A 23742-nucleotide genomic window follows, 5' to 3' on the forward strand; every position below is an offset into this window, starting at 1 on the left:
GTCGTGCGGCGGCCAGTGACCGCGGGCGGACAAGACGGAGTCTGGAGTTGCGCGCCAATTGCTCATCAGGCTTTCGGGACGTCACAGGGAGCAGTGTTCCCGCTGTGGGCCCGAAAGCCCAAACGGAACCTGGTGAGCCGCCTACAGGAGGGGCGTGAGGAAGCGGCGCAGCGCCTCCTCGTAGTGGGCCGGGTCGGCGTTCCACATGGCCGCGTGAGGGGCTTCGCGGACCGTCTGGAGGCTCACCAGATCGGGACGGGCGGCCGCGAGGTCGCGCGAGCGCTGCCAGGGCGCGAGGGTGTCGTCGGGGCCGTGGAAGATCAGGGTGGGCACCGTCAGGGCGCGGGGGTCTGCGACGTCCCGCAGCCGGTCGCCGTACAGGCCCGTCCTGCCCTGCGCGGCCCGGACGGCCAGGGGCAGCAGGACGGCGGGGGTGCGGCGGGCGGAGGCCAGACCGCGCAGGGTGGCTTCCCAGTCGAGGACCGGGGAGTCGAGGACGAGGCCGCTGATCCGGTCGCGCAGACCGGAGTTGGCGGCGGCGTACAGGGCCATGGAGGCGCCGGTGGACCAGCCGTGGACGACGATCTGTTCGGCGCCGTGGCGTACGGCGAAACGGATGGCGGCGTCGAGGTCGCGCCATTCCGAGTCGCCGAGGTGGTTGAGGCCGTCGGGGGACCTGGGCGCGTCGGGGTCGCCGCGGTAGCCGAGCCCGAGCACCGGGCAGCGCTGGCTCCGGAGGAACGGCAGCAGGTTCAGGGGGTGTTCGCGGGTGGTGCCGAGACCGTGCACGGCGATCACCCAGGTGCCGCGGACGCCAGGCACGAACCAGGCGGGCAGCGGGCCGAGTTCGCCGGGGATGCTGACCTCGGAGCAGTCGATGTCGAGCGCCTCCCGCGGACTGCCGTGGTACAGCTGCGGCGTCATCCGGACCCTGGTGCCCGGGCCGAGCGTGCCGAGGGCGACCCGCTCCAGACGGCGCACGAGCGTGTCGGCCGCGTGCGGCACGTCGTCGAGCACCGGGCCGACGACGGCGTGGATGCCGGGACCGACGAGGCCGTATCTGCCGGGGCGCCGCGAGGCCAGGCTGCGCGTGAGCGTGACCCGGCCGGCGGCCACGGCGTGCACGGTGAGCTTCGGCTCTCCGGGCAGCGGGCGGCCGGGCGGCGCCTTGAGCGCGGCGTCGCTGGCGTAGCGGCCGGCCGCGAACGCGGCCGCGCCGGCACCTATCAGAGTGGTGACGGCCGCTGCCGTCGCTGTAGCCGGGCGCACTGCTCCAGTGTCGGTACCGGAGGGCCGGCCTGCCAGTGGACGGACGCCACCGGTGTCAGCGCCCCTGGCCGTAGCCCCGGAGTTTCTCCCCGACCTCGGCCAGCTGGGCGCCGGAGAGCAGGGTGGGAGTGCGGCCGGGCACCGAGGAGGCGGTCAGCCAGAGCCGGCACATCCACTCCAGCTGGGCGGTGCGGTCGTACGCCTGGTCGAGTGTGTCGCCGTGGGCGATGGTGCCGTGGTTCTGGAGCAGACAGGCGGTGCGGTCCTCCAGCGCCGCCCGCATGGCCGCGGCCAGCTCGTCCGAGCCGTAGAGCGCGTAGGGGGCGACGCGTACGGGTCCGCCGAGCGCCGCCGTCATGTAGTGGATCGGCGGCAGCGTGGGGACGAGAGTGGAGACGGCCGTGGCGTGCACGGCGTGGGTGTGCACCACTGCCCTGGCCGAGGTGCCGCGGTAGACCTCCAGATGCAGCGGCAGCTCACTGGTGGGCTTGAGGTCGCCGAGGATCTGGTGGCCGTCGAGGTCGACGGCGACGGTGTCCTCGGAGGTGAGCCGGTCGTAGGGCACTCCGCTCGGGGTCACCAGGACGAGGTCACCGGCCCGTACCGAGACATTGCCCGATGTGCCGACGACGAGGCCCTCCGCGGCCGTTCTGCGGGCCGTGGCCACGAGGTCGCGCCATGCCCGGTCGATCGTCTCCTGCCGCTCCGCATCGGTCATGCGGCGATCCTGCCAGGCCGCCGCGAGCGACCGGGGAAGGACCGGGAGAGACGCCGGGAAGGGACCGGGGAGGGGCGGTGACGCAGATCACAGACGGGGAGATCGAAGCCGCGGAGGGGCCTGATTGCGCCACCGACCGAAAGCGGAGTCACAGACCCTCACTTGGAGACACCACAAAGCCCGGCCCAGTTCATCTTCCGTTCACTCAGGTTTCCTAGGTTCCACTCGCCACTGACGTCCATAGATTGCCTGGGTAAATGGAACACATCACGCTGCTGCTCGCGATCGTGATCGTGACAGCTCTCGTGTTCGATTTCACGAACGGTTTCCACGACACAGCCAATGCGATGGCGACGACCATCTCGACCGGAGCCCTGAAGCCCAAGACCGCGGTGGCCATGTCCGCCGTGCTCAACCTCGTCGGCGCGTTCCTGTCCGTGGAGGTCGCCAAGACGATCTCCAGCGGCATCGTCACCGAGTCAGGCATCACCCCAGAAGTCATCTTCGCGGCGCTCGTCGGCGCCATCCTCTGGAATCTGCTCACCTGGCTGATCGGCCTGCCCTCCAGCTCCTCGCACGCCCTCATGGGCGGACTGGTCGGCGCCACGATCGCCTCGGTCGGCGTCAGCGGCGTCAACGGCGGCACCGTCGTCACCAAGGTGCTGATCCCCGCCATCGCGGCCCCCCTGGTCGCGGGCATCGCCGCCTACCTCGCCTCCCGGCTGACCTACAGGATCGGCCGGAACACCGACGAGAAGGCCACCGCCAAGGGCTACCGCGCCGGCCAGATCGCCTCGGCCGGCCTCGTCTCGCTGGCCCACGGCACCAACGACGCCCAGAAGACGATGGGCATCATCACGCTGGCCCTGGTCGCCGGTGGCGTCCTCTCCCCCGGGTCCAACCCCCCGATGTGGGTCATCCTCTCCGCCGGTCTCGCGATCGCGCTCGGCACCTACCTGGGCGGCTGGCGCATCATCCGCACCATGGGCAAGGGCCTCACCGACCTCCAGCCGCAGCAGGGCTTCGCCGCCCAGACCAGCGCGGCGAGCGTCATCCTCGCCTCCTCCAACCTCGGCTTCTCGCTGTCGACCACGCACTCCTGCTCCGGCGCGGTGATGGGCGCGGGCCTCGGCCGCAAGGGCGGCGTGGTCCGCTGGTCCACCGCCACCCGGATGTTCGTCGCCTGGGGTCTGACCCTGCCGGCGGCCGCGCTGGTGGCGGCGGGCTCGGAGTTGGTCACCCGCCAGGGCGACTGGGGCGTGGCGGCCGTCGTCGTCTTCCTGATCGGCTCCTGCGCCGCGATCTGGCTGGTCTCCCGCCGTCAGGTGGTCGACCACACCAACGTCAACGACACGAGCGTGGACGGCGAGCCCGCGGGTGTCGTGACCGCCGCCATCGCGGCCGTCACCCCGCCGCCGGCCGGCACCCCGGCCCCGGCCCAGGACATCCAGACGACCATCCCGGCTCCGGCCCCCGAATCCGAGCCGGCCCGCACGGCCGCGGTGTGAGGACAGAAACAGCATGAGCATCGACTGGGCAGCTCTCGGCTCCGTCTTCGGCGTGAGCCTCGTCGCCACCGTGGCCCTGGTGGGTCTGTTCACCCTGGGCGTGGTGGGACTGAGCAAGCAGAAATCGGCGTCCGCGCAGGGGGGATCGGCGGCCCTGGCGCGCACCGGGGCGTACGTGTGCTTCGCGCTCTGCGCGGCGGCGGTGACGTACGGGATCTATCTCATCGTCAGCTGACGCCACAGCGGCATCACGCGCATCCGAAGCCGGGCCGGGCACCCTTTGGGGTGACCGGCCCGGCTTTCGGGTGTGGGGCTCAGCACACTGTCCCGTCGCAGGTCAAAGGCAAGTTGACGCAGTTCGGGCGGCGTGGTGGACTGCCGGGGCCATCTACGGCGGCAGCAGAGGAAGCCGGTGCAAATCCGGCGCGGTCCCGCCACTGTCACCGGGGAGCAGTCCCCGGAAGCCAGGAACTCTCACCGCCGTTCACGTCGAACCAGGGCGCGGACACCCTGAGTGAGGACATATCGCCATGCCCGGCTGCGGTTCCGTTCCTGCTGTGAGTACGGCCCTGAGTTCACGGTTGCACCGAGGCGAGATCGCGGCCTGAACCCATGCGTGCCGACCGAGTGTTCGTGTACGGCTCCACCGCCGGCCTGGCCTGCGACCTGCTTCTCGGTGATCCCCGCCGGGGGCATCCGGTCGCCGCGTTCGGGCGGGCCGCGGGAGCCGTCGAGCGTGCGCTGTGGCGTGACCACCGCGGCTGGGGTGCGCTGCACACCCTGCTCTGCGCCGGGGGTACGGCCGCCGCCGCGGCCTTCGTCGCGCGCGCGGCGCGGGGCAGTTCCGCCGCCTCCGTCGCCCTGACCGCGGCCGCCACCTGGTCGGTCGTCGGGGGGACCTCGCTGGGGCGCGAGGCCCGGGCCATCGGCGGGGCGCTCGCCGCCGGCGATGTGGAACTCGCCCGCGAGCGGCTGCCCCATCTGTGCGGCCGCGATCCGCAGAGCCTGGACGAGCAGCAGATCGCGCGGGCCGTCGTCGAGTCCGTCGCCGAGAACACCTCCGACGCCGTGGTCGGCGCCCTGGTGTGGGGTGCCCTGGCGGGCGTGCCCGGTCTGGTGGGATTCCGGGCGGTCAACACCCTGGACGCGATGGTCGGGCATCTCTCGCCCCGCTACCGAAGGTTCGGGTGGGCCTCGGCGCGACTGGACGACGTGGCCGGCTGGCCCGGCGCGCGGCTCACGGCCGGGCTCGCGGCGCTCGCGGGAGCGGACGGCCGGGGGGCCGTCCGCGCCTGGCGCGCCGACGCGGCACGGCACCCCAGCCCCAACGCCGGTCCCGTGGAGGCCTCGTTCGCGGGGGCGCTGGGCGTCCGGCTCGGCGGAACGCTCTCGTACGGCGGGCGGGTCGAGCACCGGCCGGTCCTCAACGCCGAAGGGCGCGCCGTGGAGTTCGGCGACATCGAACGCGCCGTGCGGCTCTCCCGCCGCGTCGGCCTTCTGACGCTGGCGGTCTGCGCCGCGGGCCGCGTCACGGGTCAGGCACTGCGCGCCCGGCGCGCACGAAGGAGGCGGGGATGAGCGGGCGCAAGGGCGGCGGGCTGCTGGTCGCGGGCACCACGTCCGACGCGGGCAAGAGCGTCGTCACGGCCGGGATCTGCCGGTGGCTCGTACGCCAGGGCGTGAAGGTCGCTCCCTTCAAGGGGCAGAACATGTCCCTCAATTCGTTCGTGACCCGTGAGGGCGCGGAGATCGGCCGCGCGCAGGCCATGCAGGCGCAGGCCGCGCGGGTGGAGCCGAGCGCCCTGATGAACCCGGTCCTGCTCAAGCCGGGCAGCGACCGCTCCAGCCAGGTCGTGCTGATGGGCAAGCCGGTCGGCGAGCTCAGCGCCCGCGGCTACCACGGCGGCCGGCAGGAGGCCCTCCTCGGCACCGTCGTGGAGTGCCTGGAGGAGCTGCGGGGCACGTATGAAGCCGTGATCTGCGAGGGGGCGGGCAGTCCGGCCGAGATCAATCTGCGGCGTACGGACATCGTGAACATGGGCATCGCGCGGGCCGCACGGCTTCCGGTGCTGGTGGTCGGGGACATCGACCGCGGCGGGGTGTTCGCCTCCTTCTTCGGTACGACGGCACTGCTGAGCGCGGCCGACCAGGAGCTGATCGCGGGCTATCTGGTCAACAAGTTCCGCGGGGACGTGTCCCTGCTGGAGCCAGGTCTCGACATGCTGCACGGCCTCACCGGACGGCGGACGTACGGCGTTCTGCCCTACGCGCACGGGCTCGGCATCGACGAGGAGGACGGGCTGCGCGTCTCGCTGCGCGGCACGGTGCGGGAGTCGGTGCTCGCCCCGCCCGTCGGCGAGGACGTGCTGCGGGTCGCGGTCTGCGCCGTGCCGCTGATGTCCAACTTCACCGACGTGGACGCGCTGGCGGCCGAACCGGGCGTCGTCGTGCGGTTCGTGGACCGCGCGGAGGAACTCGTCGACGCCGACCTGGTGATCGTGCCGGGCACCCGGGGCACGGTCAGGGCGCTGGACTGGCTCAGACAGCGGGGGCTCGCGGACGCCCTCGTCCGGCGGGCCGCCGAGGGCCGGCCGGTGCTGGGCATCTGCGGCGGCTTCCAGATGCTCGCCGAGCACATCGACGACGAGGTCGAGTCGCGTGCCGGAGCCGTCGACGGGCTCGGACTGCTGCCCGTCCGGGTGCGGTTCGCGGCCGAGAAGACCCTCGCCCGTCCGGTCGGCGAGGCACTGGGCGAGCCGGTCGAGGGCTACGAGATCCACCACGGCGTCGCCGACGTCCTCGGCGGCGACGTCTTCCTGGACGGCTGCCGGGTCGGCGCGGTCCGGGGCACCCACTGGCACGGCTCGCTGGAGAGCGACGGCTTCCGCCGTGCCTTCCTGCGCGAAGTGGCCCGGGAGGCGGGGCGCCGCTTCGTCCCCGCACCGGACACCTGCTTCGCCGCGCTGCGCGAGGAACAGCTCGACCGCCTCGGCGATCTGATCGAGGAACACACGGACACGGGTGCGCTGCTCCACCTCATCGAGTCGGGCGCACCGGCAGGACTTCCCTTCATCGCACCTGGAGCGCCATGAGCACCGAGACCACCGTGCTGTTGCTGTCCACCGCCGACACGGACCTGCTGGCGGCCCGGGCCTCCGGCGCGCCGTACCGGATCGGGAACCCGACCCGTATCGACGTGGCCGAGGAGCTGCCGGCCCTGCTGGAGGGCGTCTCCGTCGTCGTCGTACGGCTGCTGGGCGGCCGGCGTGCCTGGGAGGACGGGCTCGCGGCGCTCAAGGCGTCCGGCCTGCCGACCGTGCTGCTGGGCGGCGAGAGCGTGCCCGACGCGGAGTTGATGGCCGAGTCGACCGTGCACGCGGGGACGGTCGCGGAGGCCCTGCGGTATCTCGTCGAGGGCGGTCCCGCGAACCTCGTCCAGCTGGCCCGCTTCCTGACGGAGGACGTGCTGCCGGCCGGTCAGGGCCCCGCCGCGGACACCCTGAGCAGGCACAGTGCCGAGCCGCGGAAGATGCCCGAATGGGGTCTGCACGGCGACCGCGCTCTCGTCGAGGGCAGGCCGACGGTCGGTGTGCTCTTCTACCGCGCCCACGAACTCTCCGGGAACACCGGATTCGTCGACACACTCTGCGACCGGATCGAGGCGCGCGGCGCCAACGCGCTGCCCGTGTACTGCGGTTCGCTGCGGGGAGCCGACGCGGAGCTGTACGAGCTGCTCGGCCGCGCGGACGCCCTGGTCGCGACCGTGCTGGCGGCCGGCGGCACCCGCGCCAGTGACGCCAGTGCGGGCGGCGACGACGAGGCCTGGGACATCGGGGCGCTCGCCGATCTCGACGTTCCCGTGCTCCAGGGACTGTGCCTGACCTCGTCCCGCGCCGCCTGGGAGGAGTCGGACGCGGCCCTGTCCCCGATGGACGCGGCGATGCAGGTGGCGATCCCCGAGTTCGACGGCCGGCTCATCACCGTGCCGTTCTCCTTCAAGGAACAGGGGCCCGACGACGTACCGGTGTACGTGGCCGACCCCGAGCGGGCCGCGCGGGTCGCCGGAATCGCCGTGCGTCACGCGCGGTTGAAGCACAAGCCGAACGCCGAGAAGAAGCTCGCGGTCGTCTTCACCGCCTACCCGACGAAGCACTCCCGGGTCGGCAACGCCGTCGGTCTGGACACCCCGGCGTCCGCGGTGCGGGTCCTCGACGCCCTGCGGGACGCGGGCTACCGGGTCGACGGCCACCCCGACGACGGCGACGAGCTGATCCACCGGCTCATCAACGCCGGTGGCCACGACGTGGAGTGGCTGACCGAGGAGCAGCTGGCCGCCGCCCCTGCGCGGGTGCCGCTCGCGGACTACCGCAGCTGGTTCGACAAACTGGAGCCCTCGCTGCGCGAGAGCATGATGGAGCACTGGGGCGAGCCGCCCGGCTCGCTGTACGTGGACGGCGACGACATCGTGCTGGCGTCCCTGCAGTTCGGGAACGTCGTCGTGATGATCCAGCCGCCGCGCGGCTTCGGCGAGAACCCGATCGCGATCTACCACGACCCGGACATGCCGCCCTCGCACCACTACATGGCGGCCTACCGGTGGCTGGAGGAGTCGTTCGGCGCCGACGCGGTCGTGCACATGGGCAAGCACGGGACCATGGAGTGGCTGCCGGGCAAGGGCCTCGGACTGTCCGCGGGCTGTGGCCCCGACGCGGTGCTCGGTGAACTGCCGCTCGTCTACCCCTTCATCGTCAACGACCCCGGCGAGGGCACCCAGGCCAAGCGCCGCGGCCACGCGACCGTCGTGGACCATCTGGTGCCGCCGATGGCGCGCGCCGACACCTACGGCGACCTGGCCAAACTGGAGCAGCTGCTCGACGAGTACGCGCTCGTCAGCGATCTCGACCCGACGAAGGCCCCGGCGGTACGGGCGCAGATCTGGACGCTGGTGAAGGCCGCCGAGCTGCACCACGACCTGCATGTCGACGAGCAGCCCGGCGACGACGACTTCGACTCGTTCGTCATGCACATCGACGGCTATCTGTGCGAGATCAAGGACGTCCAGATCCGCGACGGACTGCACATCCTGGGCGGCGGCCCCGAGGCGGAGGCGCGGGTCAACCTCGTCCTGGCCGTGCTGCGCGCCTCCCAGGTGTGGGGCGGCAACGCCAACGCCCTGCCGGGGCTGCGGGCCGCCCTCGCCGAGCACTTCGGGCTGGTGGAGAAGGAGTTGCTGGGCGAGCCCGGCGCGCCGGTGAAGGTGCCCGTCGAGCTCACCGAGTTGGTCGAGGGACCGGCCAGGACGGGCGCGGACGCGATCGACCTGCTGGAGCAGCTGTGCCGGCGGCTCGCGGAGGGCATGGAGGCGCGCGGCTGGGACATCGCGGACGCCGCCGGGCTGGTGCGCGAGGTGCTGGGCACCGAACTGCCCGAGGCGGTGGCCGTACTGGGGTTCGCCTGCACGGAGGTCGTGCCGCGGCTCGCCCGGACGACGGACGAGATCGGCAACATCCTGCGGGCGCTGAACGGCGGCTACGTCCCGGCGGGCCCGTCGGGCTCCCCGACGCGCGGCCTGGTCAATGTGCTGCCGACCGGACGGAACTTCTACTCGGTCGATCCCAAGGCCATCCCCTCGCGGCTGTCCTGGGAGGTCGGCCAGTCGCTCGCCGACTCGCTGGTGGCCCGCTATCTGGCGGACACCGGCGACTACCCGCGGTCCGTCGGCCTCACGGTCTGGGGCACCTCGGCGATGCGCACCCAGGGCGACGACATCGCCGAGATCCTCGCGCTGCTGGGCTGCCGCCCGGTGTGGGACGACGCCTCCCGCCGGGTGACCGGCTTCGACGTCGTGCCGCTCCAAGAGCTGGGACGGCCGCGCATCGACGTGACCGTGCGCATCTCCGGCTTCTTCCGGGACGCGTTCCCGCACGTGGTGGGGCTCATCGACGACGCGGTGCGGACGGTGGCCGAGCTGGACGAGCCGGGCGAGGCCAACTTCGTACGGGCGCACGCCGACGAGGACACGGCCGCGCACGGCGACCGGCGGCGCGCGACCGCTCGCATCTTCGGCTCCAAGCCGGGCGCGTACGGCGCGGGTCTGCTGCCGCTGATCGACGCGCGCAACTGGCGCAGCGACGCCGACCTGGCCGAGGTGTACGCGGTGTGGGGCGGTTACGCCTACGGGCGGGAGCTCGACGGTCGTGCGGCGCGCGGTGACATGGAGACGGCGTTCCGCCGGATCGCGGTCGCCGCGAAGAACGTCGACACCCGTGAGCACGATCTCGTCGACGCGGACGACTACTTCCAGTACCACGGCGGCATGGTGGCGATGGTGCGCCATCTGACGGGCACCTCGCCCGAGGCGTACGTCGGAGACTCGGCCACCCCGGACCAGGTGAAGACCCGGACGCTGGGCGAGGAGACGCACCGCGTGTTCCGGGCGCGGGTGGTCAACCCGCGCTGGATGGCGGCGATGCGGCGGCACGGCTACAAGGGCGCGTTCGAGATGGCCGCGACGGTGGACTACCTGTTCGGGTACGACGCCACGGCCGGGGTCGTCGACGACTGGATGTACGAGAAGTTGTCGGCGGAGTACGTCTTCGACCCGGAGAACCGGGAGTTCATGCAGAAGTCCAACCCCTGGGCGCTGCGCGGGATTTCCGAGCGGCTGCTGGAGGCGGCCGAGCGCGGACTGTGGGCGGAGCCGGACGCGGAGACGCTGGAACGGCTGCGCGCGACGTATCTGGAGCTCGAGGGCCAGTTGGAGGGCGACGAGTGAACGGCCGCGCCACCGCCCCTGACACCGCACCTCCGCCGAGGCCGAAGACCACCGAGGAGCTTGTATGAGTACCCCGTTCCCCTTCACCGCCGTGGTCGGGCAGGACGACCTGCGCCTGGCGCTGCTGCTCAACGCGGTGTCCCCGCAGGTCGGCGGCGTGCTGGTGCGGGGCGAGAAGGGCACCGCCAAGTCCACCGCGGTACGCGCGCTGTCCGCCCTGATGCCCGAGGTGGACGTCGTCGCCGGGTGCCGGTTCTCCTGCGATCCCGCGGCCCCCGACCCGGCGTGCCCGGACGGGCCGCACGAGGCGGGCGGCGCCGGCTCACGGCCGGCCTGGATGGTCGAACTGCCCGTCGGTGCCTCCGAGGACCGGCTCGTCGGCGCGCTCGACATCGAGCGGGCGCTGGCCGAGGGTGTGAAGGCCTTCGAGCCCGGCCTCCTCGCGGACGCGCACCGCGGCATCCTGTACGTCGACGAAGTCAACCTGCTGCACGACCACTTGGTCGATCTGCTGCTGGACGCGGCGGCGATGGGTGCCTCGTACGTCGAGCGTGAGGGCGTCTCGGTACGGCACGCCGCGCGCTTCCTGCTCGTCGGGACCATGAACCCCGAAGAGGGCGAGCTGCGGCCGCAGTTGCTGGACCGCTTCGGGCTCACCGTCGAGGTCGCCGCGTCGCGCGAGCCGGACCAACGGGTCGAGGTGGTGCGTCGGCGCCTGGCGTACGACGACGATCCGGCCGGCTTCGCGGCACGGTGGGCCGACGAGGAGACCTCGCTGCGTGCCCGGATCGTGGCGGCGCGGGCGCTCCTGCCCTCGGTCCGTCTCGGTGACGCGGCGCTGCGGCAGATCGCGGCCACCTGCGCGGCGTTCGAGGTGGACGGTATGCGCGCCGACATCGTGATGGCCCGCACGGCGACCGCGCTGGCCGCCTGGGCCGGGCGCACCGACGTCCTGGCGGAGGACGTACGGCAGGCCGCTCTGCTGGCACTCCCCCACCGGCGGCGGCGCAATCCGTTCGACGCGCCCGGCCTCGACGAGGACAAACTCGACGACACGCTCCAGGAGTTCGGCGGCGACGAGGACCGGAGCGAGGCCGAGCGGGGCGAGGACGACGACCCCGATCCCGACCCGGACGGAGGGGGCGGTGGCCGTCCTCCGCAGGACGGGCCCGACGACGCGCCGTCGCCGGGGGACGCATCGGCGGAGGACTCTTCGGCGCGCGAGGAACAGGCCGAGGAGGGCCGTCCCCGGTCGTCGGGCGGCGGCGAGCAGCAGCCGGTACGCGCCGGGGAGCCGTTCCGCACCAAGGCGCTGAGCGTGCCCGGGATCGGCGAGGGCGCGGCGGGCCGCCGGTCGCGCGCCCGGACCGAGCACGGCCGGACGACCGGCGCCCGGCGGCCCCGTGGCGCCCTCACCAAGCTGCATCTGGCGGCGACCGTGCAGGCCGCGGCCCCGCACCAGCGGGCACGCGGGCGCAGCGGCCGTGGTCTGGTGGTCCGCCGCGACGATCTGCGGCAGGCGACCCGGGAGGGACGCGAGGGCAACCTCGTGCTGTTCGTGGTCGACGCCTCGGGGTCGATGGCTGCGCGGCAGCGGATGACCGCGGTCAAAGGCGCGGTGCTGTCGCTGCTGCTGGACGCCTACCAGCGGCGGGACAAGGTCGGTCTGGTGACGTTCCGCGGCAAGGACGCGGAGGTGGCCCTGCCGCCGACCTCGTCGGTGGACGCGGCCGCCGCCCGGCTCGATCTGCTGCCGACGGGCGGCAGGACGCCGCTGGCCGCCGGACTGCTCAAGGCGCAGCATGTGCTGCGGGTGGAGCGGCTGCGTGATCCCTCGCGCCGGCCGCTGCTGGTCGTGGTGACCGACGGCCGGGCGACGGGCGGGGTCGAGCCGGTGGCGCTCGCCTCGCGGGCCGCGCGGCTGCACGCGGCCGAGGGGACGGCGGCGATCGTCGTCGACTGCGAGTCGGGTCCGGTGCGGCTCGGGCTCGCACGCTCGCTCGCCGGTGACCTCGGCGGCACCGCCGTCACGCTCGACGAGCTGCGGGCCGACGCCATCGCCGGGCTCGTGAAGGACGTCCAGACCGCCAGGAGGGCAGCGTAATGCCGCAGGGACAGCCGTCCGTCGTACCGGACGACGGGCTCACCACCCGCCAGCGCCGCAACCGTCCCCTCGTCGTCGTCCACACGGGCATCGGCAAGGGCAAGTCGACGGCCGCGTTCGGGCTCGCGCTGCGCGCCTGGAACCAGGGATGGCCCATCGGGGTGTTCCAGTTCGTCAAGTCGGCGAAGTGGAAGGTCGGCGAGGAGAACGCGCTGAAGGTGCTGGGGGCGTCCGGCGAGGGCGGCAGCGTGGACTGGCACAAGATGGGCGAGGGCTGGTCGTGGGTGCAGCGCGACAAACAGCTCGACAACGAGGAGGCGGCGCGCGAGGGCTGGGAGCAGGTCAAGCGTGACCTGGCGGCCGAGACGTACCGGCTGTACGTCCTCGACGAGTTCGCCTACCCGATGCACTGGGGCTGGGTGGACACCGACGAGGTGATCTCGGTGCTGCGGGACCGACCCGGTGGTCAGCATGTGGTGATCACGGGCCGCAACGCCCCCGCGGAGCTGGTGGACTTCGCCGATCTGGTGACCGACATGTCGAAGGTGAAGCATCCGATGGACGCCGGCCAGAAGGGGCAGCGGGGCATCGAGTGGTAGCACGTCTCGTCGTCGCGGCCCCCTCGTCGGGCAGCGGCAAGACCACCGTCGCGACGGGCCTGATGGCGGCCCTCGCGGCGACGGGCCTCACGGTGTCCGGACACAAGGTGGGCCCCGACTACATCGACCCGGGCTATCACGCGCTCGCGACGGGCCGCCCGGGCCGCAATCTGGATGCCTACCTGTGCGGGCCGGAGCTGATGGCACCGCTGTTCGCGCACGGCGCGGCCGGGGCGGACGTCGCCGTCGTCGAGGGTGTGATGGGCCTGTACGACGGAGCCGCCGGCGCCGGCGAACTGGCGTCGACCGCGCAGATCGCCAAGCTGCTGCGGGCGCCGGTGGTGCTCGTGGTCGACGCCTCCTCGCAGTCGCGGTCGGTGGCCGCGCTGGTGCACGGGTTCGTGAGCTGGGACCCGGAGGTGCGGATCGGGGGCGTGATCCTCAACAAGGTCGGCTCGGACCGGCACGAGGCGCTGCTGCGGGAGGCCGTCGAGGAGGTGGGGGTGCCGGTGCTCGGCGTGCTGCGGCGGGCGGTTCCCGTGGAGACGCCGTCCCGGCATCTGGGGCTGGTGCCGGTGGCCGAGCGGCGGGGGGACGCGGTCGCCGCGGTGGCCGCGATGGGTGAGCTGGTACGGCGCGGCTGCGACCTGGCCGCGCTGCTCGCGCTGGCACGCGGTGCGTCGGACCTCGGGGGTGAGCCGTGGACCGCGTCCGGCCTCCGGCCGTGTCCTCCATCGCCGGACGGCCTGGATGCACCAGCCCCGCGGACGATCGAGGCGCGGGGGTCCGGGAGCGGAGCCCACGGCGACGGGAAGGGGCAGGGCGGGGAACAGCCCCGGCGCAGACCCGTCGTCGCCGTCGCGGGCGGCCCGGCCTTCACCTTCTCGTACACCGAGCACGCCGAACTCCTCACCGCCGCCGGCGCCGACGTCACCGTCTTCGACCCGCTGCGGGACACACGGCTCCCCGACGGGACCGACGGGCTCGTCATCGGCGGCGGGTTCCCCGAGGTGTACGCGCCCGAGCTCAGCGCCAACGAGCCGCTGCGTCAGGCGGTCGGCGAACTGGCGCGCTCCGGTGCGCCCGTCGCGGCCGAATGCGCCGGGCTGTTGTATCTGTCGCGCTCCCTGGACGGACAGAAGATGTGCGGTGTGCTGGACGCGGAGACGCGGATGGGTGCGGCGCTGACCCTCGGATACCGCGACGCCGTCGCCGTGAGCGACAGCGCTCTGGCCGTCGCCGGGACACGTCTGCGGGGGCACGAGTTCCACCGCACCACCGTCGAACCGGGCGCCGGGCCCGCCGCCGCCTGGGGGATGCACCGGCCGGAACGCCGGCTCGAAGGTTTCGTCCAGCAGGGCGTGCACGCGAGCTATCTGCACACGCACTGGGCCGCCGAGCCCGGGATCGCCCGTCGATTTGTCGAGAGGTGTACACGATGAGCAGGCTGATCGGGGTCGGAGTCGGGCCCGGTGACCCGGAGTTGGTGACCGTCAAGGGCGTACGCGTCCTGCGGGAGGCCGATGTCGTCGTCGTGCCCGTCATGGAGACGGGCGAGCGAGGGCGCGCCGAGGCGACCGTGCTGCACTACGTCGACGCCGCCAAGGTCGTGCGCATCGTCTTCGCGCTCAACGAGCGCACCGACCGGGCCCGGCGCGAGGCCGCGTGGGACGCGGCGGGCGCGCACGTCGCCGAACTGCTGCGGGACGGCGGCAGCGTGGCGTTCGCGACGATCGGTGACCCCAACGTGTACTCGACGTTCACCTATCTCGCGCACACCATCGGCGAACTCGTGCCCGGTACGGCCGTGGAGACGGTGCCCGGCATCACCGCGATGCAGGATCTGGCGGCCCGCAGCGGCGCGGTGCTGACCGAGGGCACGGAGCCGCTGACCCTGGTGCCGGTCACCGCGGGCGCCGCCGTGCTCAAGGACGCCCTCGACGGGCCGGGGACGGTCGTGGCGTACAAGTTCGGGCGGCTCGCCGCGGAGGTGGCGACCGCGCTGCGGGAGACGGGCCGGACCGAGGGAGCGGTGTGGGGGTCGGCGCTCGGGCTGCCGGAGGAGTCGATCCGGCAGGCGTCCGAGCTGACGGAGGGACCGCTGCCCTATCTGTCGACGCTCATCGCCCCCGCACCGCGGGACGGCGCCCGGGGCGGCAAGTTGTGACCCCGCGTCCGACGCGTACACGCGCCTCGTCACTCGGCGATGCCCACCACCAGCCAGATGAAGCCGACCCCCGCGGCCGTGCACAGCAGGGTCGATCTGGCCGGGTGGGTGTGGTGTGCCTCGGGGAGGATCTCGGCGGCGGCGAGGTAGAGCAGGGCGCCGCCGAAGAACCCGAGATAGCTGCCGAGAAGTTCCACCGGAAGGGTGAACAGCAGGGTCGACGCCGCGCCGACGACGGGCGCGAGCGCTCCCGCGAAGAGCATCGCGACGGCCTTGGCCCGGGTGTTCCCGTACAGGCTGGTGATCGTGTACGTGTTGAAGCCGTCCGCGAAGTCGTGGGCGATGACGGCGAGCGCCACGGTGGTGCCCATCGCCCCGCCGACCTGGAACGCCGCGCCGATCGCGACACCGTCCAGCAGGCTGTGGCCCACCAGCGCCGCCGCGGCCGTCAGCCCCACCTGCGGGACCTTCTCCCGCTCGTCCGCCCCGTGCGCCGCCTGCCTGCTCGCCAGCAGACGCTCCACCAGGTGGGCCGTGAGGAAGCCGCCGACGAACAGCAGCAACGCCTGCGGTACGCCGAACACCTCGTGCCCCGCCGCCTCCAGGGCCTCCGGCAGCAGGTCCAGGCCGACCACGCCGAGCATCAGCCCTCCGGCGAGACCCAGCACGAGGTGGCGGCGGTCGGTGACGCGTTGCGCCGTCCAGCCGCCGAACAGCGTCATCAGGAACGCGCCGAGCGCGACGAACACCGCCATGCGCCCTTGCTAGCGGATTGACCGCCTTCTTCGCACATCCCGGATTGCGATCCGTCGCAATCACCCGATTGACCCGAGAGGACCCCCGCTCATGGCCGATGCCGACCTCCACGGCAAGGTGACCTTCGTCGGCGCCGGCCCCGGTGCCGCCGATCTGCTGACGTTCCGCGCCGCGCGTGCCATCGCCGACGCCGACATCGTGATCTGGGCGGCGAGCCTCGTGCAGGCCGAAGTGCTCGACCACGCACGCGAGGGCGCCGAGATCCTCGACTCCGCCGCGCTGTCCCTGGAGGACGTCGTGGCGGTCTACCGGCGGGCGCACGACGAGGACCTGAAGGTCGCCCGCATCCACTCCGGCGACCCGGCCCTGTGGGGCGGCACGCAGGAGCAGCTCGACCGCTGCGTGGAGCTGGGCATCGAGGTGGAGATCGTGCCGGGCGTCTCCTCGTTCTCGGCGGTCGCGGCGATCGCGCAGCGCGAGCTGACGATCCCGGAGGTCGCGCAGTCCGTGATCCTGACGCGGCTCGGGGGCGGGAAGACGCCGATGCCGGAGGGCGAGGAGGTACGCGAGTTCGCCCGGCACGGCACGACGATGGCGCTGTTCCTGTCCGCGGCCCGTTCGGGCCAGTTGACGCAGGAGCTCCTCGAAGGCGGCTATCCGACCAGCACGCCGGTGGTGATCGCGTACCAGGCGACCTGGCCCGAGGAGCTGATCCTGCGCTGCACGCTCGGCACGCTGGAGGAGACGGTCAAGGAGCACAAGCTCTGGAAGCACACGCTGTTCCTGGTCGGCCCGGCTCTCTCCGCCTCGGGGACCCGCTCGCACCTGTACCACCCGGGCCACTTCCACGGCTTCCGCAAGGCCGACCCGGCCGCCCGCAAGGCGCTGCGCGCACAGGGCGCCACCCCGTGATCACGGTCATCGGCACCGGGACCGGCGCGCCGCCCTCCGTCCGGGACGCCGAGGCACTCGACGCGGCGACCCTGGTGGTCGGCGCGCGGCGGCATCTGACGGCGGCCCGGGTGCCCGCCGCCGCCGAGCAGGTGGCGATGGGGCCGCTCGGGCCGGCGCTCGACACGATCGAGAAGGCCCGGGCGGACGGTACGGCGCGCGTCGTGGTGCTCGCCTCCGGCGACCCGGGGTTCTTCGGGATCGTCCGGGTGCTGGCCGAACGCTTCGGCGCGGACGCGCTGGACGTGCGGCCCGGAGCCGCGTCGGTGGCGGTCGCGTTCGCCCGGGCCGGTCTTCCGTGGGACGACGCGGTCGTCGTCAGCGCGCACGGCCGTGATCTGCGGACCGCGGTCAATGTGTGCCGTGCGCATCCCAAGACGGCGGTGCTGACCGGGCCGGGAGCGGGGCCGGCGGAGCTGGGCGCCGAGCTGGCGTACCGGTCCGCCGACCGTGTGCTGGTGGTGGCGTCGGCGCTCGGCGACCCGGAGCACGAGCGTGTCGAGCGGCTCACCCCGGCGCAGGCCGCGGAGCGCGAGTGGGACGCGGTGAGCGTCGTGCTGTGTCTGGACGAGAGCCGGTCGCTCGCCACCGGTCAGCGAACGGTCGCCGGGCGGCAGCTCGGGCCGTCCCGATGGGCGCTGGACGAGAGCGCGTTCGCGCACCGCGACTCGATGATCACCAAGTTCGAGGTACGGGCCCTCGCGCTGGCACGGCTCGGGCCGCGTACCGGCGATCTCGTCTGGGACATCGGCGCCGGTTCGGGTTCGGTGGCCGTGGAGTGCGCCCGGTTCGGCGCGGCGGTGGTCGCGGTGGAGAAGGCCGCGGACGGCGTCGGACGCATCCGGGCCAACGCGGCCGCACACGGCGTGGACGTCCGCGCGGTGCACGGGTCGGCGCCCACCGTGCTCTCCCAGCTTCCCGACCCGGACGCGGTGTTCATCGGCGGCGGGGGCGCCGACCTGCCCGCCGTCGTCGCGGCCTCGGCCCGGCGGGCCCGGCGCACCGTCGTGGTCGCGCTGGCGGCGCTGGACCGGGTGCCCGCGGTGCGCGGCGCGCTGGCCGCGGCGGGTTTCGCCGCGGACGGCGTTCTGCTGAACTCGGCACGGCTGGCGCCGCTGCCGGGTGACGTGACGCGGCTGGCGGCCGCGAACCCGGTCTTCCTGCTGTGGGGCGACCGCCCCGTACAAGCGCCTACCGAAGGAGCAGTTCAGTGATCGGCCTGATCTCCGCGACGGCGGCGGGAGCCGTCGCACGCGACCGGCTCGCCGCCGCCTGGCCCGGCCGCACCCGGGTGTACGAAGGCCCGGTGCGCGACGCCGTGGAGCGCGCGTTCGCGGAGTGCGGGCAGCTGGTGTGCTTCCTCGCGACGGGCGCGGTGGTCCGGCTGGTCGCCCCGCTGCTCGCGGGCAAGTCGGCGGATCCGGGTGTGGTGTGCGTCGACGAGGGGCAGCGGTACGCGGTGTCCCTGCTGGGCGGGCACGGCGGCGGCGCCAATCTGCTGGCGGAGCAGGTGGCGGACGTCCTCGGCTGCGAGCCGGTGGTCACGACCGCGACGGACGCGACGGGGGTGCCGGGCCTCGACACGCTCGGCTGGCCCGTCGAGGGCGCGGTGGCGTCCGTGACCCGGGCGGTGCTGGACGGCGATCCGGTGGAACTGCGGGCGGACGTGGTGTGGCCGCTGCCGCCGCTGCCCGCGCATGTGGGGCCCGCCGGCGACGGCAGCGCGGTACTGCATGTCACGGACCGCATCGTCGACGTCGGCGCCGGCGACGCGGTCCTGCGGCCGCCGTCGCTGACCGTCGGGGTCGGCGCGTCCTCCGGGGCGCCCGCGGACGAGATCATCGGTTTGATCGAGGAGACGCTGCGCGATGTCGGCCTGTCCGCGCTGAGCATCGGGGAACTGGCGACGGTGGACGCGAAGGCGTCGGAGCCGGGCATCCTCGCAGCCGCCGGGCACTTCGGCGTACCGCTGGTGACCCACGCCGCCGAACGCCTCGCCGACATCGACGTGCCGAACCCGTCCGAGGCGCCGCTCGCCGCAGTGGGCACGCCGTCGGTGGCGGAGGCCTCCGCGCTCGCGGGCGGCGGTCAACTCCTCGTGCCCAAGCGGAAGTCGAGCCCCCAGGGCCGGGCCGCGATGGCGACCTGCGCGGTGGTCCGCAGGCGGCCGCGCGGCCGTCTCGCCGTGGTCGGACTCGGCCCGGGAGCCCGCGATCTGCTCACCCCGCGGGCGGCGGCCGAACTGCGGCGCGCCTCCGTGCTCGTCGGTCTCGACCAGTACGTCGACCAGATCCGCGACCTGCTCCGGCCCGGCACCCGCATCCTCGCGTCGGGTCTGGGCGCGGAGGAGGAACGGGCGCGCACCGCCGTCGCCGAGGCGTGTGCCGGGCATGCGGTCGCGCTCATCGGCAGCGGCGACGCGGGGGTGTACGCGATGGCCTCCCCCGCGCTCGCCGAGGCGTCGGACGACATCGACGTCGTCGGGGTGCCCGGGGTGACGGCGGCACTGGCCGCGGCCTCGATCCTGGGCGCGCCCCTGGGCCACGACCATGTGTCGATCAGCCTCTCGGACCTGCACACCCCGTGGGAGGTCATCGAGCGGCGTGTGCGCGCGGCCGCCGAGGCGGACATCATCGTGACCTTCTACAACCCGCGCAGCCGCGGCCGGGACTGGCAGTTGCCGAAGGCACTGGCGATCCTCGCCGAGCACCGGGCGCCGGACACTCCGGTGGGCGTCGTGCGCAACGCGTCCCGGCCGGACGAATCCAGCCGCATGACGACCCTCGCCGGAGTGGATCCGGCGACGGTGGACATGATGACGGTCGTGACGGTCGGCAACACGGCCACCCGGGACATCGCGGGCCGCATGGTGACCCCCCGTGGCTACCGGTGGCAGTCATGACCCGGCGCACCGCCCCTTCCCCACGTCCCACGCCGCATCCCGGAGCCGCCCTGTGAACCGCGTCGTTCACCCCATCGAGCAGGAGTCGTTCCGGCGGCTGCGGGCGCGTCTGGACACGACTGTCTTCCCGCCGCTGACCCGTGCCGTCGTGGAGCGTGTCGTGCACTCGGCCGCCGATCTGGACTACGCGGCCGATCTCGTCTGCGACGAGGCCTCGTTGACGGCGGCGCACGCCGCCCTGCACGCGGGCGCCCCCGTCGTCACCGATGTGGAGATGGTCGCCGCCGGGATCACCCGCCGCGAGACCGTCTGCCGGTTGAAAGACGCCACCGCCGGTCCCGGGCTCACCCGCTCCGCCCACGCCGTGCGTCTCGCGTACGAGCAGGTCGGCCCGGGCGCCGTCTGGGTCGTCGGGTGCGCTCCCACCGCCCTGGAGGAACTGCTGGTGATCGGCGCCGAGCCGGCGCTCGTCATCGGTCTGCCCGTCGGCTTCGTCGGGGCCGTCGAATCCAAGGCCGCGCTCCGCGAGAGCGGACTGCCGGCCGTGAGCAATGTGTCCGAGAAAGGCGGCAGCGCCGTCGCCGCGGCGGCGCTGAACGCCCTGCTGTACCACCCCCACACCGAGGAGAACGCGTGACCACCCCGCCCGCACTGCTGATCGCCGGCCACGGCACCCGTGACGAAGCGGGGGCCGAGGCATTCCGGGACTTCGTACGGGAGCTGGGCCGCCGGCACCCCGAACTCCCCGTCGCCGGCGGCTTCATCGAGCTGTCCCCGCCGCCGCTCGGCGAAGCCGTCACCGAGTTGGTGGAGCGGGGCGTGAAACGCTTCGCGGCGGTGCCGCTCATGCTGGTGTCCGCCGGGCACGCCAAGGGCGACATCCCGGCCGCGCTGGCCCGCGAGAAGGAGCGGCACCCCGGCATCTCGTACACCTACGGGCGTCCCCTCGGCCCGCACCCGTCGCTGCTGCGGGTCCTGGAGCGGCGGCTCGACGAGGCGCTCGGCGGTGCCTCTCGCACCCCGGGCGACCGCGCCGATGTCACCGTCCTGCTGGTGGGCCGGGGTTCGACCGACCCGGACGCCAACGCCGAGGTGCTGAAGGCGGCGCGACTGCTGTGGGAGGGCCGCGGATACGCGGGCGTGGAGACGGCCTTCGTCTCCCTCGCCGCGCCCGACGTGCCGAGCGGGCTCGACCGCTGTGTGCTGCTGGGCGCGCGCCGCATCGTCGTGCTGCCGTACTTCCTGTTCACCGGCATTCTGCCGGAGCGGGTGCGCGCCCAGACACAGGGCTGGGCGGAGGCGCACCCGGAGGTGGAGGTGCTGTCGGCCGATGTCGTGGGCCCCACCGAGGAGTTGCTCGACCTGGTGATGGAGCGCTACCGCGAAGCCGTCGCCGGCGACATCCGGATGAACTGCGACACCTGCGTGTACCGCATCGCGCTGCCCGGGTTCGAGGACAAGGTGGGGATGCCTCAGCAGCCGCACTTCCATCCGGACGACGACGGACACCACCACGGCCATCACCACGGCAGCCATGCACACGCACACTGACGGACACGATCTGCGTCACCACGGTGACGCGGAGGTGCGGGACGCGGCGTCGGGTCTGACCGATCTCGCGGTCAATGTGCGGACGGGCACTCCGCCGCCGTGGCTGCGCGAGCGCATAGCCGGGTCCCTGACGGGCCTCGCGGCCTACCCGGACGGGCGGGCCGCTCGCGCCGCCGTGGCCGCGCGGCACGGTCTCCCGGTGGAGCGGGTGCTGCTGACGGCGGGCGCTGCCGAGGCGTTCGTGCTGCTGGCCCGCGCTCTGACGCTGCGTCATCCGCTGGTGGTGCACCCGCAGTTCACCGAGCCCGAGGCGGCGCTGCGGGACGCGGGCCACCGGGTGGAGCGGCTGCTCCTGCGGGAGGAGGACGGCTTCCGGCTCGATCCCGCGGCGGTGCCGGACGCGGCGGATCTGGTGATGGTGGGCAATCCGACCAATCCCACCTCCGTCCTCCACCCGGCCGCCGCCGTCGAGCGGCTGGCCCGCCCGGGCCGGCTGCTGGTGGTGGACGAGGCGTTCATGGACGCGGTGCCGGAGGAGTCCGAGAGTCTGGCGGACCGTACGGACGTCCCCGGGCTGATCGTGCTGCGCAGCCTCACCAAGACCTGGGGGCTCGCGGGCCTTCGCATCGGCTATGTGCTGGCCGATCCGGGGACGATCGCGGCGCTGGAGCGGGCACAGCCGCTGTGGCCGGTGTCCACGCCGGCCCTGGCCGCGGCGGAGGCGTGCATGGATCCGGCGGCGCTGAAGGAGGCGGCGCAGGCGGCCGCGCTGATCGCCGTGGAGCGTGCCCATCTGCTGGCGGGCTTGGCGGAGTTCGAAGAGGTACGGGTGGTGGAGGCGGCCGAGGCCCCCTTCGTCCTCGTCCGTGTGCGACGCGGCGCCGAGGTCCGCGAGCAGCTGCGCAGGCTGGGCTTCGCCGCCCGGCGGGGCGACACCTTCCCCGGCCTCGGCCCGGGCTGGCTGCGGCTCGCGGTGCGGGACCGGACGACGACGAACCGTTTTCTCCAGGCGCTGGACCAGGCGTTGACGACGGTCGGCTGAGAGCTGTCCCGTACGACCGGTGCCCGGGCAGGGGTCCGGGGTCCCCCCGGGCCCCGAACCCCTGCTCCCCACCCCGGGCCCGCTCCCCCGGGCCCGCTGTCCCCCGTCGCCCCCGGCCTGCTGTCGCGGGCCCCTTCCCCCTGGCCTGCTGTCGCCGGCCGCTCCCGTCAGCCGCGCGCGCGGCTGCGGGCGACGACGACCGCGGCTCCGCCGAGGCCCAGCAGAAGCGCCGAACCTCCCGCGAGCCAGATCGTGGTGGCGCTGCCGCCGGTCTCGGCGAGGTTCTCCTTCGGGGCCTGCGTGGGCTCACCGCCGGACTGCGCCTGGACGCCCGTGGTCGGCTCCTCGGCCGGCGCCTTCGACGGCTCCTCCTTCTCCGGCTCCCGGGCGGTGGGCGATTCGCAGGTCGCCCGGGCGAGGGTGACGGAACCGTTCACCTCCGCGACGTTGAGCTTGAGGGGGTTCACCGCGACGTCGAGTTCGAGGGCGGTGGCCGCCGCCGTACGGGACGTGACGCGGGTCGAGGAGAGTTCGAGCGTGACCTCGCCGACCCCGGGCACCTCGATCCGCGTGGGACCACCCGTCGTGAGGGTGACCTTCTTGCCGAGCACCCGCACATGCCCGAGAAGGTTCGACTCGGCCACCGGCTTGCGGCCCGCCTCGCACACCGCCTTCGAGGTGACCTGCTGGATCTCGATGAGGGACAGCAGCGGAAGGCCGGGGACATGCACTTTGGCACGCGCCAGGGAGGCGTACCCCTCGGCCTTCCCTCGGTCGGCGGTGGCCTTCGCCGTGGCGACGTCCGCGCGCAGCACCTGGAAGGGCCTGCCGCCGTCCACCCCGTCCAACTCGACGGTGAGCGCGGTCTTGTCGGCATCGGCCGGGGCCTGCACCTCGTTGAGCGAGGCGCGGAGCGGGACGTTGACGGTCTTGTTGAGCAGGGACACGTCGAGCCCGGTACGGAGCACGACCGCACTCGCCCGTCCCTCGCCGCCGCCGGTGGCGTGCGCCGGACCGGCCAGGGCGACCGGCACCGCCATCAGGGCGACGGCGGCGGTGGCGGCTGCGCAGCGGCGTGCGGGCATGCGGAAGGCGTTGCTGTTCAAGGTGGTGGAACCCCCACAGGAGACACGGCGTCGCCCGCCGCCCACGGGGACACGTGGGCGGCGGCGACCGAGACACCGGAATCTTTACGCACGGAGAGTGAACTGACAGACACCTGACGTCAGTTCACCCCAAAGGGGGGTTTCCGTGACTGCATTCGATTCTTGATGCACGCACGTTCCCCGACGCGCCGTGGACACACGAGTGAGGGAGGTGCGCCGGTCCGCCCCGGGGTGGTGTACGGGTCGCGTGCGAAAGTGCTTCAACGAACGGCCGGGGCGCCGGGTAACGCTCGG

Annotated in this window: 19 protein-coding genes and 1 riboswitch; of the genes, 15 read left to right on the forward strand and 4 right to left on the reverse strand. The window is 73.4% G+C overall.

The features are described 5' to 3' along the window. Positions 1-141: 141 nt before the first annotated feature. Both ACFWU3_RS01890 and ACFWU3_RS01895 read right to left on the reverse strand, forming a co-directional pair. Positions 142-1269, reverse strand: coding sequence for an alpha/beta hydrolase family protein (locus ACFWU3_RS01890; RefSeq protein WP_384429673.1), 1128 nt, complete (start codon positions 1267-1269; stop codon positions 142-144). Positions 1270-1324: 55 nt separating this feature from the next. Beyond that, complete coding sequence (locus ACFWU3_RS01895; RefSeq protein WP_384429677.1) at positions 1325-1987, reverse strand: class II aldolase/adducin family protein; 663 nt, start codon at positions 1985-1987, stop codon at positions 1325-1327. Positions 1988-2244: 257 nt separating this feature from the next. Between ACFWU3_RS01895 and ACFWU3_RS01900 the strand changes: the two genes are divergently transcribed. From ACFWU3_RS01900 to cobI, 9 genes are all read left to right on the forward strand, one after another. Continuing rightward, positions 2245-3495: an anion permease gene (locus ACFWU3_RS01900; RefSeq protein ID WP_384429679.1), complete on the forward strand. Its 1251-nt coding sequence runs from the start codon at positions 2245-2247 to the stop codon at positions 3493-3495. A 13-nt stretch (positions 3496-3508) separates the two neighbouring features. Further along, entirely contained in the window at positions 3509-3730 is a 222-nt protein-coding gene (locus tag ACFWU3_RS01905; RefSeq protein ID WP_384429682.1) for a hypothetical protein, read from the forward strand. Positions 3731-3848: 118 nt separating this feature from the next. Further along, positions 3849-3990, forward strand: a riboswitch (cobalamin riboswitch). Positions 3991-4107: 117 nt separating this feature from the next. Further along, a complete protein-coding gene (locus ACFWU3_RS01910; protein ID WP_384429685.1) occupies positions 4108-5073 on the forward strand; it encodes a cobalamin biosynthesis protein in 966 nt (321 codons plus the stop codon). After that, entirely contained in the window at positions 5070-6587 is a 1518-nt protein-coding gene (locus ACFWU3_RS01915) for a cobyric acid synthase (RefSeq protein ID WP_384429688.1), read from the forward strand. Before ACFWU3_RS01910 ends, ACFWU3_RS01915 begins: the two co-directional genes overlap by 4 nt. Next, positions 6584-10270 carry a cobaltochelatase subunit CobN gene (gene cobN, locus ACFWU3_RS01920; RefSeq protein WP_384429691.1) on the forward strand — a complete coding sequence of 1229 codons (3687 nt, stop codon included), beginning with the start codon at positions 6584-6586 and terminating at the stop codon, positions 10268-10270. The genes ACFWU3_RS01915 and cobN overlap by 4 nt, the downstream gene beginning before the upstream one ends. 64 nt (positions 10271-10334) lie before the next feature. Then, positions 10335-12374: a putative cobaltochelatase gene (locus ACFWU3_RS01925; protein WP_384429694.1), complete on the forward strand. Its 2040-nt coding sequence runs from the start codon at positions 10335-10337 to the stop codon at positions 12372-12374. Beyond that, on the forward strand, positions 12374-12973 hold the full coding sequence (gene cobO, locus ACFWU3_RS01930; RefSeq protein WP_384429697.1) for a cob(I)yrinic acid a,c-diamide adenosyltransferase: 600 nt from the start codon (positions 12374-12376) through the stop codon (positions 12971-12973). Before ACFWU3_RS01925 ends, cobO begins: the two co-directional genes overlap by 1 nt. Further along, positions 12967-14415, forward strand: a complete 1449-nt coding sequence (locus ACFWU3_RS01935; protein ID WP_384429700.1) for a cobyrinate a,c-diamide synthase — start codon at positions 12967-12969, stop codon at positions 14413-14415. The genes cobO and ACFWU3_RS01935 overlap by 7 nt, the downstream gene beginning before the upstream one ends. Then, complete coding sequence (gene cobI / locus ACFWU3_RS01940; protein ID WP_313947094.1) at positions 14412-15140, forward strand: precorrin-2 C(20)-methyltransferase; 729 nt, start codon at positions 14412-14414, stop codon at positions 15138-15140. Before ACFWU3_RS01935 ends, cobI begins: the two co-directional genes overlap by 4 nt. A 29-nt stretch (positions 15141-15169) precedes the next feature. On the opposite strand, the gene ACFWU3_RS01945 is transcribed toward cobI, so the two are convergent. Then, positions 15170-15895: a ZIP family metal transporter gene (locus ACFWU3_RS01945; protein WP_313947093.1), complete on the reverse strand. Its 726-nt coding sequence runs from the start codon at positions 15893-15895 to the stop codon at positions 15170-15172. 91 nt (positions 15896-15986) lie between these two features. Here ACFWU3_RS01945 and cobM point away from each other — a divergent pair, with 91 nt between their 5' ends. The 6 genes from cobM to cobC are packed head-to-tail and all read left to right on the forward strand — an operon-like array spanning position 15987 to position 22342. Then, a complete protein-coding gene (gene cobM, locus ACFWU3_RS01950; RefSeq protein ID WP_384429705.1) occupies positions 15987-16808 on the forward strand; it encodes a precorrin-4 C(11)-methyltransferase in 822 nt (273 codons plus the stop codon). Next, positions 16805-18061: a precorrin-6y C5,15-methyltransferase (decarboxylating) subunit CbiE gene (gene cbiE, locus ACFWU3_RS01955; RefSeq protein WP_384429708.1), complete on the forward strand. Its 1257-nt coding sequence runs from the start codon at positions 16805-16807 to the stop codon at positions 18059-18061. The genes cobM and cbiE overlap by 4 nt, the downstream gene beginning before the upstream one ends. Continuing rightward, positions 18058-19749 (forward strand): precorrin-3B C(17)-methyltransferase, encoded by a 1692-nt coding sequence (gene cobJ / locus ACFWU3_RS01960; protein ID WP_384429711.1) that lies wholly within the window; start codon positions 18058-18060, stop codon positions 19747-19749. Before cbiE ends, cobJ begins: the two co-directional genes overlap by 4 nt. A gap of 52 nt (positions 19750-19801) precedes the next feature. Then, on the forward strand, positions 19802-20386 hold the full coding sequence (locus ACFWU3_RS01965; protein WP_384429714.1) for a precorrin-8X methylmutase: 585 nt from the start codon (positions 19802-19804) through the stop codon (positions 20384-20386). After that, positions 20383-21300, forward strand: coding sequence for a sirohydrochlorin chelatase (locus tag ACFWU3_RS01970; protein WP_384429717.1), 918 nt, complete (start codon positions 20383-20385; stop codon positions 21298-21300). Before ACFWU3_RS01965 ends, ACFWU3_RS01970 begins: the two co-directional genes overlap by 4 nt. Next, a complete protein-coding gene (cobC, locus tag ACFWU3_RS01975) occupies positions 21284-22342 on the forward strand; it encodes an Rv2231c family pyridoxal phosphate-dependent protein CobC (RefSeq protein ID WP_384429720.1) in 1059 nt (352 codons plus the stop codon). The genes ACFWU3_RS01970 and cobC overlap by 17 nt, the downstream gene beginning before the upstream one ends. Before the next feature lie 167 nt (positions 22343-22509). Here the strand turns inward: cobC and ACFWU3_RS01980 are convergent, their stop codons facing one another. Then, a complete protein-coding gene (locus tag ACFWU3_RS01980; protein WP_384429723.1) occupies positions 22510-23448 on the reverse strand; it encodes an SCO1860 family LAETG-anchored protein in 939 nt (312 codons plus the stop codon). Positions 23449-23742 lie beyond the last annotated feature (294 nt).

Source organism: Streptomyces sp. NPDC058685 (assembly GCF_042714725.1).
Lineage (GTDB): Bacteria > Actinomycetota > Actinomycetes > Streptomycetales > Streptomycetaceae > Streptomyces.

Coding starts and splice junctions, on each gene's coding strand:
- ACFWU3_RS01895 (WP_384429677.1), bottom strand. CDS start 1,987: ATGACCGATGCGGAGCGGCAGGAGACGATCGACCGGGCATGGCGCGAC.
- ACFWU3_RS01900 (WP_384429679.1), top strand. CDS start 2,245: ATGGAACACATCACGCTGCTGCTCGCGATCGTGATCGTGACAGCTCTC.
- ACFWU3_RS01905 (WP_384429682.1), top strand. CDS start 3,509: ATGAGCATCGACTGGGCAGCTCTCGGCTCCGTCTTCGGCGTGAGCCTC.
- ACFWU3_RS01910 (WP_384429685.1), top strand. CDS start 4,108: ATGCGTGCCGACCGAGTGTTCGTGTACGGCTCCACCGCCGGCCTGGCC.
- ACFWU3_RS01915 (WP_384429688.1), top strand. CDS start 5,070: ATGAGCGGGCGCAAGGGCGGCGGGCTGCTGGTCGCGGGCACCACGTCC.
- cobN (WP_384429691.1), top strand. CDS start 6,584: ATGAGCACCGAGACCACCGTGCTGTTGCTGTCCACCGCCGACACGGAC.
- ACFWU3_RS01925 (WP_384429694.1), top strand. CDS start 10,335: ATGAGTACCCCGTTCCCCTTCACCGCCGTGGTCGGGCAGGACGACCTG.
- cobO (WP_384429697.1), top strand. CDS start 12,374: ATGCCGCAGGGACAGCCGTCCGTCGTACCGGACGACGGGCTCACCACC.
- cobI (WP_313947094.1), top strand. CDS start 14,412: ATGAGCAGGCTGATCGGGGTCGGAGTCGGGCCCGGTGACCCGGAGTTG.
- ACFWU3_RS01945 (WP_313947093.1), bottom strand. CDS start 15,895: ATGGCGGTGTTCGTCGCGCTCGGCGCGTTCCTGATGACGCTGTTCGGC.
- cobM (WP_384429705.1), top strand. CDS start 15,987: ATGGCCGATGCCGACCTCCACGGCAAGGTGACCTTCGTCGGCGCCGGC.
- cobC (WP_384429720.1), top strand. CDS start 21,284: ATGCACACGCACACTGACGGACACGATCTGCGTCACCACGGTGACGCG.